Below are 12,786 nucleotides of genomic sequence, written 5' to 3' on the forward strand. Positions count from 1 at the left end.
CCCATGTGGAGCGTTCCAGTAATTAAGTGTTATATATTAATATGAGGTTGAAGCTGCAAAGTTCAATAGCAAAGGCTGTATTGATAGCAATATGGGGCAAAAAGGGGCTTTTGCAGCCCCTAATTGTGTGTTTATCCACCCGAAGCGTGAACGTCTTTGCTATTTCCGTAAATAATAATGGGATCTGACTCACCATTTATCACTGTTTCATCAATAACAACTTTGCTGACATTTTCCATTGAAGGTAATTCGTACATAGTCGATAACAGTACGTCTTCCACAATAGAGCGCAAACCACGTGCTCCTGTTTTACGTTGCATTGCTTTGCGAGCAATCGAACGTAACGCGTCTTCACGAAATTCAAGCTCAACATCTTCCATATCGAAAAGAGCACCATATTGCTTGGTTAGTGCGTTTTTCGGTGCTTGCAAAATTTGCAACAAGGCGTCTTCATCAAGCTCCGTTAAGCTTGCCACCACAGGTAAACGGCCTATAAACTCTGGAATCAAACCAAATTTAATTAAATCTTCCGGCTCAACTTTCGTTAAAACATCCGTTGCGGCTTCTTCTTTGGCCGATTTTACCTTCGCCGAAAAGCCTATACCTGTGCCTGTAGCTAAGCGTTGCTGAATAATTTTTTCTAAACCAGCAAAGGCACCGCCACAAATAAATAGTATTTTAGAAGTGTCTACCTGAACAAATTCCTGCTGTGGATGCTTACGGCCACCTTGTGGTGGTACAGAAGCTATCGTGCCTTCTATCAGCTTTAACAGCGCCTGCTGCACACCTTCGCCCGACACGTCGCGAGTAATTGATGGGTTGTCAGACTTACGCGAAATCTTGTCAATCTCATCTATGTAAACAATACCACGCTCGGCCTTGGCTGGGTCGTAATCGCACTTTTGCAGTAACTTTTGAATAATGTTCTCAACGTCTTCCCCCACATAACCTGCTTCGGTTAAGGTGGTGGCGTCGGCCATAGTAAAGGGCACGTCTAAATAGCGGGCTAAGGTTTCAGCCAATAGTGTTTTACCACTACCAGTTGGACCAATTAGCAAAATGTTACTTTTCCCAAGTTCTACTTTATCGTGCACACCAGCATTATTCAGGCGTTTATAATGGTTATAAACCGCTACAGAAAGTACTTTTTTAGCCCAATCCTGGCCAATTACATAGTCATCGAGATGGGCGCGTATTTCTTTCGGTGTCATGCCTTTGCTTTGCTCTGCTTGAGCAGCAACTTCTTTAATTTCTTCACGAAGAATATCATTACACAAGTCTACGCATTCATCACAAATGAACACCGAAGGCCCAGCAATTAACTTTTTTACTTCGTGCTGGTTTTTGCCACAAAAGGTGCAGTACAACGTTTTACCACCTTCTTGGCTACCACCCGTGTTGTTAGTCATTTAATTCTCCAGCACTATGCTTTACTTTGTTTCTTTCAAATCTCGTTTACTTAATATGGTGTCAACTAAACCATATTCAACTGCTGTTTCCGCACTCATGAAGTTATCACGGTCAGTATCTTTAGCAATTACTTCAATATCTTGCCCAGTATGCTCGGCTAAAATTTGATTCAAGCGGTCTTTTATATACAAAATTTCTTTGGCATGAATTTCAATATCTGACGCCTGGCCACGAAAACCTCCAAGCGGCTGGTGAATCATTACCCGTGAATTAGGTAAACAGAAACGCTTACCTTTTGCGCCTCCAGCCAATAAAAAAGCGCCCATGCTTGCTGCCTGCCCAATACATACGGTCGACACGTCGTTGCGAATAAACTGCATCGTATCGTATATGGCTAAGCCCGCTGTTACTGAACCACCTGGCGAATTTATATAAAGGTGAATGTCTTTTTCTGGGTTTTCAGATTCAAGAAACAGCATTTGCGCAACAATTAAGTTGGCCATGTGCTCTTCAACTGGGCCCACAAGAAAAATTACGCCTTCTTTTAATAGGCGGGAATAAATATCAAAAGAGCGTTCGCCCTTTGCGGTTTGCTCTATCACCATGGGTATTAAAGCTGCCATTGGATCTACCGAAAAATCCTGCATTATTCATTAACTCCTTAAACAAAAATGGCTCGAATGCGAACACTCGAGCCATTAAACCAATTCCTGACAAATTCAGCAAACGCTTATTGCGCTGGTGGGTTCATCACATCGTCGAAACTTAAAGTTTCATTAGTTACTTTAGCTTTCTCAAGTACTAACTCAACTGCTTGTTCTTCTAGTGCAACGTTACGAACCTGCTGCATAAGCTCTTGGTTGCTCTTGTAGTGTTCAATTACTTGAGCTGGATCTTCATATGCTGAAGCAACATTCTCTATAAGTGTATCAATTCGCTTGGCATCAACCTTCAGCTCGTTTGAACGAATTACTTCACCTAACAATAAGCCTACTTTAACACGTTCAATAGCTTGTTCGTCGAATAGCTCTGCTGGTAGCTCAGGCATATTTTTCGCTTCACCGCCAAAACGCTGCATTGCCTGCTGACGTAACACTTGAATTTCCTGTTGCTTCATTGCATTTGGCACAGGAATGTCGGTGTTAGCGGCTAACAACCCGTCGAGAACTTGTTGTTTCACTTTATTCTTAATGGCATTGGCAAGCTCACGTTCCATGTTTTTGCGAACTTCTGCTTTCAAACCGTCAAGACCACCGTCGGCAATACCAAATTGGCTGGCAAACTCGTCATCCAACTTAGGTAAGTCTGGTGCTTCAACAGATTTAATAACTAAGTCGAACTCGGCTGCTTTACCTTTTAAGTTTTCCGCATGGTATTCTTCTGGGAAAGTCACTTCAATAGTTTTTTCTTCGCCAGCTTTCAAACCTTTCACGCCGTCTTCAAAGCCTGGAATCATGCGGCCAGCGCCCATTTCTAAAGAGAAATCATCCGCTTTGCCGCCTTCGAACTCTTCACCGTCTACACGGCCTACAAAGTTCATGACCACACGGTCACCATCTTTAGCACCGCGCTTTACCGCTTTCCAGCCCGCATGTTGCTTACGCAAGGTTTCAAGCATTTTGTCTAAATCTGCATCGGTTACTTCCGCTACTGGCTTAGTAACTTCAACCTTGTCTAAATCTTTTAATTCAATTTCTGGATACACTTCAATCACGGCAACAAACTCAAAGTCTTTGCCTGGCTCATCGGTTTTAGGTTCAAACCGTGGCGCATCTGTTGGATTGAGTTTTTCTTGAACGAGTGCCTCAATGTAATGACGCTGCATTTGCTCCATTACTACGTCTTGGCGAATACCTGGTCCATAACGTTTTTCAACCATAGACAATGGCACCTTACCTGGACGAAAGCCGTCCATACGTGCGGTGCGAGCCTGCTGGCTAATTTGCTTCTTAACTTCAGAGTCGATCTTATCGGCAGGGATAGAAATTGTAATGCGACGCTCTAGCCCTTGGGTTGTTTCAACAGAAACCTGCATTGCGTTGTTACCTCAGTGTTGCGGTAGTAAAAAAATTAAATACGACGTATAGGCCAAGCCAGTACTGCCTCTATATAGGCTAAACTTAGCGAACGACCACCGGGCGTTTACCTTTGCGCTCTGTCGCGATGAAAAAAAATGACGTCGCATTATAGCGAGGGTCTGCAAAAGAGTCGACCCACGAACGCAAATTTAGCCTTTATTTAATACGAAGATCGCTTTTTGCGATTATTTACACTAACTTAATACATTAACGTAACATTGGTACTAGCAATATCAATTCAAGGTATTAAGCCTTTTATTTTTGTTTGCTTGCATGCGCCATGGTGCCTACTGTTTGTAAGTAACCTTACAAAAGCAAAGGATACGCTTACCTATGTCGAACTCGGCTCCAGAAACGAACCTACACATTGCTGAATTAGCCTTAAGTTTACTTAAGCAAATGAGTGTTGGCGTCATTGCCCAGCTACCACGTAGCGCCACTCACAAAAGCACTTTATATGCTAATCACGCAGCGCAGCGTTTACTTCGCCTTAGCAACTCTTGCCCCACAACTGCAGAGCTTGATGCATTACCTTTTATCATTGACACTGAATTAGTAGCTACACCAACCCCCAAGTACCCTACACAGCCACCTATAACTCGGGCGTTGTCATTTCCTGGTATAGAGCGCCGAGATTTAACCCTATATGGCCGTGCTGTTAGCATTGAAGGCCAATATATCCATTGCAATGACCACGGATTTCCGGTGGTATTAATTTTCGAACGTGATCACCGCCTATTTGTTCAGCAGCGCCACACCAGCGACTTATTAACCAGCGAAGTGTCGCTCAAAGACATGATTGCCTTTGACAAACTTATTTCTCAACTGTCTACAGCCCTAATTAATGTGCCTTTAAAAGACGCTAAGGCGCACATTCAAAATGCCCTAGCTGCATTAGGCGAGTTCTGCCAAGCAGACCGCACTTATATTTTTGAATTCAATAACAGCTTAGGGGAAATGAGTAACACCTACGAATGGGTACGCGAGGGTGTAACTAGCCACATTGATGATTTACAAGCCCTGCCACAAAGTTCTGCTCCGTGGTTTACAAAGTTACTCGAGCAAGAAGGCCTTTTTATTGTCAACGACGTTCGTGACATTCCACCAGAAGGTAAGGCCGAACAAGACGAGTTTAATAGTGAAAATATATGCTCGGTTCTGTGTGTAGGTATGTATATTCAGCAAAAACTTGTCGGCATGGTAGGCTGCGATATGGTAGCGCGGCGGCGGCATTGGACCGAGGCTGATGTACGGCGGCTAAAAATTGTTGGCGAAATACTTACTAATGCGCTGCAAAAGCAGTACTATATTCATTCTCTTCATGCCGCTCATAAAGAGTTAGTTGAAGCAAATACAGCCTTACAACAGTTAGCTCAACGCGACGGCTTGACAGGTATTGCAAACCGCCGCCACTTCGACGAAGTTATTGATGCAGAGCTAGCTCGGGCGCAACGCCACAAAACCCCTTTAGTACTCGTTCTCTTTGATATTGATTACTTTAAGCACTATAACGACCATTATGGCCACTTAGCTGGCGACAAGGTTTTGCAGCGAGTTGCAACTAAGTTGCAAAAACAATTTAAGCGCAGTGGCGAATTAGTGGCTCGGTTTGGCGGGGAAGAGTTTGCCGTTATCTTACCTAACATTTCGCTTGCAGTAGCGCAGCAGCAAGTTGAACGATTACTCAACAAGCTTGTTGCAGCAGATATTGAACATATTCACAGTCCTCACTGTCGAAAGCTGACAATGAGCGCAGGCATTAGCAGCTTTAACCCTGAACGCTCGTGTAGTGTCAATAGCCTAATTAACAATGCTGATCTTGCACTTTATGAAGCCAAGGAGTCTGGCCGAAATTGCACACGCACTAAAAACTCTTAAGATAAAGCCTTTACTTTCAATAACGAACCACTTGTAATAACTTGTCTATTTAGAATGCAATTCTTTATTAGGGACCCTATACGCAATGCTTTATAAATGTTTAGCTAAAACTTGCCTCGCTATTGCCACGTTGGCTACCTTAAGTGCTTGCTCGTCTGGCCCTGAAGATAAACTCGAAGCCAATGTATTTATAGACAACAATACCTTGGTATTGCACGGCTCTGCAGACAAAGCCGCCGTTCAATCGTTGCTTTCCCTTGCCAATAACAATCCAGAAATTAAACACTTCCGCGTGCGTAGCGCAGGTGGCGACCCAATGGCCGCAATGAATTGGGGCTATCATTTATTCAAACATGAATTTTCCCTAGAAGTAGAAGGCTATTGTTTAGACAGTTGCGCCAACTATTTTTTCCCTGCAGCCTATGAACGTATTTTGCAAAAAAATGCCATCGTTGCTTGGTCCGGTGGTGCAAAGCATGAAAACTGGGTATACCAATGGCAGTCTTATAGTTTGCCTGGTATGCGTTCGGTTGTTAGTCATTACCTAAACGCTTCTTTACGCCGCGAAATACGTTTTTATCAGCGTATTATGGTGTACCAAAAGTTAACTATGTTCGGCTTTGATAGTCATGTAGGCTGTATGGAAAGTGGCGAGTATAGGGGCTTTTACTACACGGTAGCCGATTTACTTATGCTGGGTGTAGGGCGTGTCTCACGCGAAGGGGTAAGTTGGGATAAAACTTTTTCCCATTACCCTAGTGACTATTGCTTAGTTAAGCTCGACCCGGTGGAAATGCTAAAACGTTAGTTTAATCTTGGTCTAATTGAATCGTTGCGCCAACACTGGCTAGAAAGTCGATAAATGCGGGTAAATCTTTTTCTATTACAGCCACACTTAAAAGCACTTGGCTCTTATATTCCACATTCATAACAGCACCGTGGTTCTCTTCCAACCAATGCCTAATAACTTGTTCCCTAGCAAAGTCGCAGCTTACCCGTGCCGCTACTTTGGGTTGATAGTGCTCTAACTGTAATGCGCTTATAGCTTGTTCGGCAGCGGCTGAATAAGCCCGCACCAAACCACCAGCACCTAGCTTTACCCCACCAAAATAGCGCGACACCACCACCATTAGGTTGCCTATTTCTTTATGCTGAATCACATTTAAAATCGGTCGCCCTGCGGTTCCTGAAGGTTCGCCATCGTCATTCATGGCTGCGCTAAAGGGGGAAAATGGCGAACCTAATTGGTACGCCCAGCAATGATGCCTAGCGTCTGGGTAGCGGTTTTGCATATAGGCTAATATAGCCATGGCTTGGTCGCGATCTTCAGCATTACCAGCCCGAGCAATAAAACGACTTTTTTTAATTTCAAACTCAACTTCAACTTGGGCTTTCGCCACCCAGTACGCGTTACTCATTGCGTTACATTAAATCCTCTTCGCCGTTACTGATTATGTTGCTATTTTATTTAATACCTTGTTGCATAACTAAGGAATTAAAGGCTTGTAGTCGTTTTCTAGCTGGGTAAATGAAAAGTCGCCTAGGAAACGCCCCACACTTAACCACGCTGCAAGGCCACGCATATCTTTAAAATGGGGCGGCACAAAGCGCGGCGCTTCAATAACACCCGAATCGTGCAACTCGCAAATTTGACGAAAATCGTCTACTGCTATTTTTCCAGTTAATAGTAAAGGCAAGCGATCAATGCGACCAATTTGAATGGCAACACGAATTAAATTATAAACCAGTACAAAACCTTTTATATAGGCTAAGTCTTTGGTAAATGGGCTTCCGTTCGGTGTGCTTCCTCGGAATACCCGTTGGGTAAGTGTATAAGCCTCATCGGTTGACATGCCTTTTGCCACACCACTGCGATACACTTCAATAAAATCAGCCCCATCAGCGGCTTGCTTTACCGCATCGATACGCCCAACAAGCTTAGCTAGCCGGCGCGGGGTCGAACGCATAGTAATAATTTCGGTCAGCACCGCTAAGCCTTCTTGCGTAATAGTGGCACTTGGTGTGCCCTTACTCAAACAGGTTAAGTAAGGCTGAGCCAGTCCATTTTGCGTGGTGCCCACATGAATCCAGCCTTCATGTACTTCAAGAATATCGAGTTCACGCTGTGAAAATTTCACATCTTGGTTCATTTTAATGCGATCAGAGCCCGCCGCAGCGTCACTTATAATGCCATCCGACAGCATCACTTCCACGCTTAAGCCCGGCATACTTACATTCAATTGTTGTTGTAAACGCTCAACAGCTACTGCCGCATCTAGGTTTTTTGCTTCCTCAGGCAAGGCGTCGCTGGCCAATAAACTGGCCAGCGGGCTACTTAGCATTTGGGCTAGTTCGGCTAAGGTGGGTTCTCCCGCATGAAATACATCGTCAGGGTGTCCATATAGCTCTACCGACAGCTCATGAAACTCTTCTGTACCACGAGCTTCAATCATCCGAATAACATCACGGTACTCACGGCAGGCTCGTTTCATCAATTGTGAAATTGGGCTCAGTTGCCCCAAATTGCGTACAATATCTCGCTCTAATTCTGCCAATGCTTGGCGCAAGGCAACCGTATCAAAGCCAGGCACTCTATTTATATAATAGTCAGCAGTTATGTTTGGTAAGCGCTGCCCTTTATGCTGAAAAAACTCTTCACGTGTTGCTCGCGGCCAGCTAATTGCATCAAGAATACGGATGGGGGTTTGTAACTTTACTAACCGATCCGACAGCTCCCGTGCTTTTTCTAGCAATTGCTTTTCCAACATATACATCTCCAAAAAGTACTTTATGTACGACTTTATTTATGTCTTACATATACCAAAACGATTTAGGCAAGCTACTGAACACGTAAACAGATACAATCAATTTCCGCCATGCATGCGTAAGTTTGTGGGCTAAATAATGAGGCGAAATATAGCATGACTGCTGCACAAACAATGAAGGATGAAACAGCCCGTTGGTTAAAATCATTAGTTATCGACCATAACCTGTGTCCATTTGCTCACAAAGACTACGCTCAAAACCGTATTTATTACGCGGTTATGGCTGAAGCGAATGATAATGCTTACTATGACAGCGTTGTAAATGAAGTCGACCGTATGATAGTAACACATGACATAAGCACTACTCTATTGCTTTGGCCTGCGGCTCAGTCATTCGACAACTTTATAAACTTGGTTGCCATGGCTGAGCATATTTTAACTAGTCATGGCTGGCAAAATGATATTCAACTCGCTCATTTCCATCCGAATTACTGCTTTGCCGATACCGATGAAAACGACGCTGCCAACTACACCAACCGCTCGCCCTACCCTATGCTGCACCTATTGCGGGCAGAAAACATGGCACGAGTGCTAAGCAAATACCCAAACCCAGAAAACATTCCCGCAAGAAACATCGAACACACCCGTACCCTCGGCACCAAACAACTTATTGATATTCTTAATAATTGCAAGAGCCCCGTAGCTCAGACATAGCCTGACGTTGAAGGCATGGCCTGACGAAACAATTAGAGATTTGAACACAAGAATAACCATGCAACGCGCATGAACTTAATAAGAGGAGGTGTTTAAAAGAAAGGTTAGGTTTCAAAAATGGTCGGCGATGCAGGATTTGAACCTGCGACCCCTTGGACCCAAACCAAGTGCGCTACCAAACTGCGCTAATCGCCGATACATAGAATAAAAAAGATGGGGTGGATGATGGGACTCGAACCCACGACAACCGGAATCACAATCCGGGGCTCTACCAACTGAGCTACACCCACCACTGAGATGTTCTTGCTTTGCAGTTATTCGCATTATACAGGAATGTGCTTCATCGCTGGCGCACCCGGCAGGATTCGAACCTGCGACCGACGGCTTAGAAGGCTGTTGCTCTATCCAGCTGAGCTACGGGCGCGTGGGTTTGGAGCGATAATTATTCCCTTACTGCGACTTCCTTTTACTGCCGTTATCCTGCTTTGCACTGCATTAAAATGGTCGGCGATGCAGGATTTGAACCTGCGACCCCTTGGACCCAAACCAAGTGCGCTACCAAACTGCGCTAATCGCCGACAGTCACTTTAAGTGCTTTTACCATTGCCACTTAACTAATAAAGCTAGCTAGGTGCCAACGGGAGCGAATATTACCGTTACCCCAGCTGATCGTCAAACCTTTTTTGCTAAGATCGTGCCGTTCGCTCACTTTTAAGACAGACTAGGCCATTTATGCACTAATATTACTCAGTTCCCTGTTTTTTAGCCGCTTTATTTGCGAAAATAGAAGCACGTAAATAATCTCTTACTTATATTCTGGATAAATTGTCATGAGTAATAGCTCTACCCTTGCACAACTCATTGACGGCAAAGTAATCGCCGCTGAGATCCGTAAGTCGGTTGCCGAGCGTGTTGCTAAGCGGCGTCAACAAGGTCTTCGTGCTCCTTGTTTAGCGGTTGTACTTGTAGGCGAAGACGCCGCTTCAAAAATTTATGTTGGCAGCAAACGACGAGCTTGTGAAGAAGTTGGCTTTGAATCACGAGCTTATGATCTACCAGTAACAGCCTCTCAAGCCACCCTCGAGAACCTCATTGACACACTAAATGCTGACCCTAAAGTAGACGGTATATTAGTTCAGCTACCCCTACCAGCCGGGCTCGATGCCACCCAAATTTTAGAGCGCATTTCACCCAGTAAAGACGTTGATGGCTTCCATCCTTATAATATAGGCCGTTTAGCGCAACGTATTCCACTGCTGCGCCCATGTACTCCTTGGGGGGTTATTAAACTATTAGAAAGCACCGGGGTCGATTTACACGGTATGCATGCAGTTGTGGTTGGGGCTTCTAATATCGTCGGCCGCCCTATGAGCCTTGAGCTATTACTTGCCGGCGCTACCACTACCGTGTGCCATCGCTTCACCCAAAATTTGCGCCACCATGTAGAACAAGCTGATATTGTTGTCGCTGCTGTTGGCAAGCCTGCTTTTATTCCAGGCGAATGGATAAAACCGGGCGCCATAGTTATCGACGTGGGTATTAACCGTCGGCTTGACGGCAGTTTATGTGGTGATGTGGAATTTGCAGCAGCGCAAAAACGTGCCAGCTGGATCACGCCTGTACCCGGTGGTGTTGGCCCTATGACCGTTGCTTGTTTAATGAAAAACACCATTACTGCCTGCGAAAAGTTTCACTCGTAAAGCAAATCTACTCTTCAATGCGCCATTGCCGTTTAATGTGTAATGGCGCATTAGCTTTAGCCCTTAATGGAATGAAATAACGCCCGGGCAATAAGTTGTAAATGTCACAGCCGGTGCCACCCTGAAAAACACCTCGGTTAAAAGCAGCTTCTAAAATTGCCCCCATACCCGGTACTTGTAAACGAAAACACCATTCTATTTGCACTTGAATATTACTTAATTGCAGCCACTGTTCTGCGCTTTCAATACTGTTACTCGCATGTTCACCAAGCTGTAGCGAGGCAAAGGCTGGATCAAGGGTATAATTGTCTGTCTGGGCATCGTAATCGGCTACATTACGACTTAACTCCGCTGCAGGTGTTATTAGTTTGATATTAGGTACAACTAAGTTACCTCGTTGAATCGGCTTTATTCGCTGCTGAAAAACTAGCTGCTGCCCAGTGGAATCATCTGGTGCTACTGCCGCATACAAGGCCACATAACTAGTAGCCATGAGCAATATATGCTTGGCTAATAACAGCCATACTAGCTGCACTCCAGCAGCAGCGAGAAAAAAGAACAATGGCAGTGCCACTATGGCTTCTACACTACTTTGGCCCGCGCTACCCCTAGCAAACATCGCTGCCTTCATTGGCAACCACCTTGCGCAACACATTGCAACCAAGCTAGCTCAAGTGTTTGCAGCCGCTGATGGGTTTCATTAAAGGATGCAGCTTCAGTAACAAAGTCAGCCGCTATTATCTGCGCAGCCAGCAGGCTTTCGGTGCTAACTATATCGGCCGTTAATGTTGTAGCAGATAAAGTGTTGGTTGATAACTGCTCACTTCTAAAAGCGATTGCAGCGAGGTTTTCCACCTGTAAGGTTTCAATTGTGGCATGTGTTGTAGTTAAATTGTTTATATGGGCATCGTCCACTGTCAACGTTTGCAAATTTGCACTTACCGCCGTTAACTGTTCGGTAAGCCACACCTCATCTGCGGTAATTTGTCCTATAACAGCCTCACTTGCTGTGACCATATCTAGCTGGGCATTATCTGCTTCAAGTTGCGAAAAATTACGAATTGCAAAGCCATTCATATTTAAATCCGTTTGCATTTGGTTAAGCTCTGGCCGCCCTTCCACAGCCACTCTATGCAAAGCGAAGTCTGCACTTAACGTTTGCAACGGCATGGGTACCGATACCAACAAGTCTAACTCCTGCCGTTGAGTCATTGGCAAACGAGCCTGCAGCCATGCCAAAACATGGCTATTAGGTGTTGGCACAACAATATTTAATTCACCATTTTCATGCCTTAACGCCACGCTTCCACCCCAAGGGGTCATTTCATGCTCAGTTAAGCCAAGTGCCGATATTGAAAGAGGAAATTCATTATGCTGCCTGAAGTGACCATACAGAGCCATTTGAACATGGTCTATGGTATCTAATAACACTTGCTGCAAGCGTTGTTGGTGCTGTATTTGACGCCATTGCGTTAACGATAATAAAACTCCGCTGATTAGCGCCAAAACAGCAACAAACTCTAGCAAGCTAAATCCTTTATTGCGTGGTACAAGGGACATCTTTCGACTCTCCAAACATCCATATTTCATCGGCTTTTTGCTGCGCCCGCCAATAACTATCACGGCATAATATTGGCCGTTCTTGTGTTAGCGGTGCTTGCTTGCTATTCATTAACGCAAGCAAGCTCAACAACAGCACACTGGCAATACCTAATAGCGCCATAAACTCCAGTATGGTATAGCCCGTGTGCGTTGTATTCGTCGTTAAACTAACCTTGGAAAACAACTTCAAAAGTACCACCACTAAAGGTAACCGAGCTGGCAATTTCACCGTAGTCGCGCACCAAACGTTGCCCTTCTTCAGTTACAGCAATACCAGTAAAGCGAACAATATATCGAGTTGGATCTGAAGAATCAGCAGTTACCGATACATCACCCCCCCATGGGTTGATTTCGGAACCGCTACTCCAGTCGATGGGCACTGCCGCCACCGTGGAAAGATTCTCAATAGAAACCCCTGTATACACCCCATTCCTTGGGCGCCATTGCTGCACACCGGATTGTAATGTGGCAATTTGTACTTTAGCGTCGGCCACGCGAGCATTACTTGCTGCCCAATCCCGTAATGAAAGCACGCCAATTGTTGCCAACGCAATAATGCTTAATACCGCTAATACTTCAATAAAGGTAAATCCATGTTGTTTCTTTTTCATTTTCAACCTTCCTTAGTTGTTATTTAAA

The 12,786-nt window shown here is 44.7% G+C and carries 13 protein-coding genes and 4 tRNA genes; 4 read left to right on the forward strand and 13 right to left on the reverse strand.

Annotated features, from left to right (window positions below):
- Window positions 1-131 precede the first annotated feature (131 nt).
- The 3 genes from clpX to tig all read right to left on the reverse strand — a co-directional run bounded on the left by clpX (window position 132) and on the right by tig (window position 3,445).
- Entirely contained in the window at window positions 132-1,409 is a 1,278-nt protein-coding gene (gene clpX / locus M1L23_RS11080; RefSeq protein WP_252627431.1) for an ATP-dependent protease ATP-binding subunit ClpX, read from the reverse strand.
- Window positions 1,410-1,430: 21 nt separating this feature from the next.
- On the reverse strand, window positions 1,431-2,057 hold the full coding sequence (clpP, locus tag M1L23_RS11085) for an ATP-dependent Clp endopeptidase proteolytic subunit ClpP (RefSeq protein ID WP_252627432.1): 627 nt from the start codon (window positions 2,055-2,057) through the stop codon (window positions 1,431-1,433).
- An 83-nt stretch (window positions 2,058-2,140) separates the two neighbouring features.
- Complete coding sequence (gene tig / locus M1L23_RS11090; RefSeq protein WP_252627433.1) at window positions 2,141-3,445, reverse strand: trigger factor; 1,305 nt, start codon at window positions 3,443-3,445, stop codon at window positions 2,141-2,143.
- 376 nt (window positions 3,446-3,821) lie between these two features.
- On the opposite strand from tig, the gene M1L23_RS11095 reads away from it, so the two are divergent.
- On the forward strand, window positions 3,822-5,366 hold the full coding sequence (locus M1L23_RS11095) for a sensor domain-containing diguanylate cyclase (RefSeq protein ID WP_252627434.1): 1,545 nt from the start codon (window positions 3,822-3,824) through the stop codon (window positions 5,364-5,366).
- 85 nt (window positions 5,367-5,451) lie between these two features.
- Complete coding sequence (locus M1L23_RS11100) at window positions 5,452-6,174, forward strand: hypothetical protein (protein WP_252627435.1); 723 nt, start codon at window positions 5,452-5,454, stop codon at window positions 6,172-6,174.
- A gap of 1 nt (window position 6,175) precedes the next feature.
- On the opposite strand, the gene M1L23_RS11105 is transcribed toward M1L23_RS11100, so the two are convergent.
- On the reverse strand, window positions 6,176-6,784 hold the full coding sequence (locus tag M1L23_RS11105) for a YigZ family protein (RefSeq protein ID WP_252627436.1): 609 nt from the start codon (window positions 6,782-6,784) through the stop codon (window positions 6,176-6,178).
- Window positions 6,785-6,853: 69 nt separating this feature from the next.
- The gene (locus M1L23_RS11110; protein ID WP_252627437.1) at window positions 6,854-8,134 is read right to left on the reverse strand and encodes a flavohemoglobin expression-modulating QEGLA motif protein; all 1,281 of its coding nucleotides are present in this window, start codon (window positions 8,132-8,134) and stop codon (window positions 6,854-6,856) included.
- A 153-nt stretch (window positions 8,135-8,287) separates the two neighbouring features.
- On the opposite strand from M1L23_RS11110, the gene M1L23_RS11115 reads away from it, so the two are divergent.
- Window positions 8,288-8,845, forward strand: coding sequence for a DUF1415 family protein (locus M1L23_RS11115; RefSeq protein WP_252627438.1), 558 nt, complete (start codon window positions 8,288-8,290; stop codon window positions 8,843-8,845).
- 118 nt (window positions 8,846-8,963) lie between these two features.
- Here M1L23_RS11115 and M1L23_RS11120 read toward each other — a convergent pair.
- The 4 genes from M1L23_RS11120 to M1L23_RS11135 all read right to left on the reverse strand — a co-directional run bounded on the left by M1L23_RS11120 (window position 8,964) and on the right by M1L23_RS11135 (window position 9,423).
- Window positions 8,964-9,040 (reverse strand) — tRNA-Pro (locus tag M1L23_RS11120).
- Between the two features lie 19 nt (window positions 9,041-9,059).
- Window positions 9,060-9,135, reverse strand: a tRNA-His gene (locus M1L23_RS11125).
- A gap of 57 nt (window positions 9,136-9,192) precedes the next feature.
- Window positions 9,193-9,269, reverse strand: a tRNA-Arg gene (locus M1L23_RS11130).
- Between the two features lie 77 nt (window positions 9,270-9,346).
- Window positions 9,347-9,423 (reverse strand) — tRNA-Pro (locus M1L23_RS11135).
- Window positions 9,424-9,675: 252 nt separating this feature from the next.
- Between M1L23_RS11135 and folD the strand changes: the two genes are divergently transcribed.
- Complete coding sequence (gene folD, locus M1L23_RS11140) at window positions 9,676-10,545, forward strand: bifunctional methylenetetrahydrofolate dehydrogenase/methenyltetrahydrofolate cyclohydrolase FolD (protein WP_252627439.1); 870 nt, start codon at window positions 9,676-9,678, stop codon at window positions 10,543-10,545.
- A 7-nt stretch (window positions 10,546-10,552) separates the two neighbouring features.
- Here the strand turns inward: folD and M1L23_RS11145 are convergent, their stop codons facing one another.
- Genes M1L23_RS11145 through M1L23_RS11160 form a run of 4 tightly spaced genes read right to left on the reverse strand, consistent with a single transcriptional unit; the run spans window position 10,553 to window position 12,758 of the window.
- Window positions 10,553-11,176 (reverse strand): TadE/TadG family type IV pilus assembly protein, encoded by a 624-nt coding sequence (locus M1L23_RS11145; protein ID WP_252627440.1) that lies wholly within the window; start codon window positions 11,174-11,176, stop codon window positions 10,553-10,555.
- On the reverse strand, window positions 11,173-12,105 hold the full coding sequence (locus M1L23_RS11150; protein WP_252627441.1) for a prepilin-type N-terminal cleavage/methylation domain-containing protein: 933 nt from the start codon (window positions 12,103-12,105) through the stop codon (window positions 11,173-11,175). The genes M1L23_RS11145 and M1L23_RS11150 overlap by 4 nt, the downstream gene beginning before the upstream one ends.
- A complete protein-coding gene (locus tag M1L23_RS11155; RefSeq protein ID WP_252627442.1) occupies window positions 12,083-12,337 on the reverse strand; it encodes a hypothetical protein in 255 nt (84 codons plus the stop codon). Before M1L23_RS11155 ends, M1L23_RS11150 begins: the two co-directional genes overlap by 23 nt.
- Complete coding sequence (locus tag M1L23_RS11160; protein WP_252627443.1) at window positions 12,315-12,758, reverse strand: type II secretion system protein; 444 nt, start codon at window positions 12,756-12,758, stop codon at window positions 12,315-12,317. The genes M1L23_RS11155 and M1L23_RS11160 overlap by 23 nt, the downstream gene beginning before the upstream one ends.
- Window positions 12,759-12,786 lie beyond the last annotated feature (28 nt).

The organism is Aliidiomarina quisquiliarum (assembly GCF_023922585.1).
Lineage (GTDB): Bacteria > Pseudomonadota > Gammaproteobacteria > Enterobacterales > Alteromonadaceae > Aliidiomarina > Aliidiomarina quisquiliarum.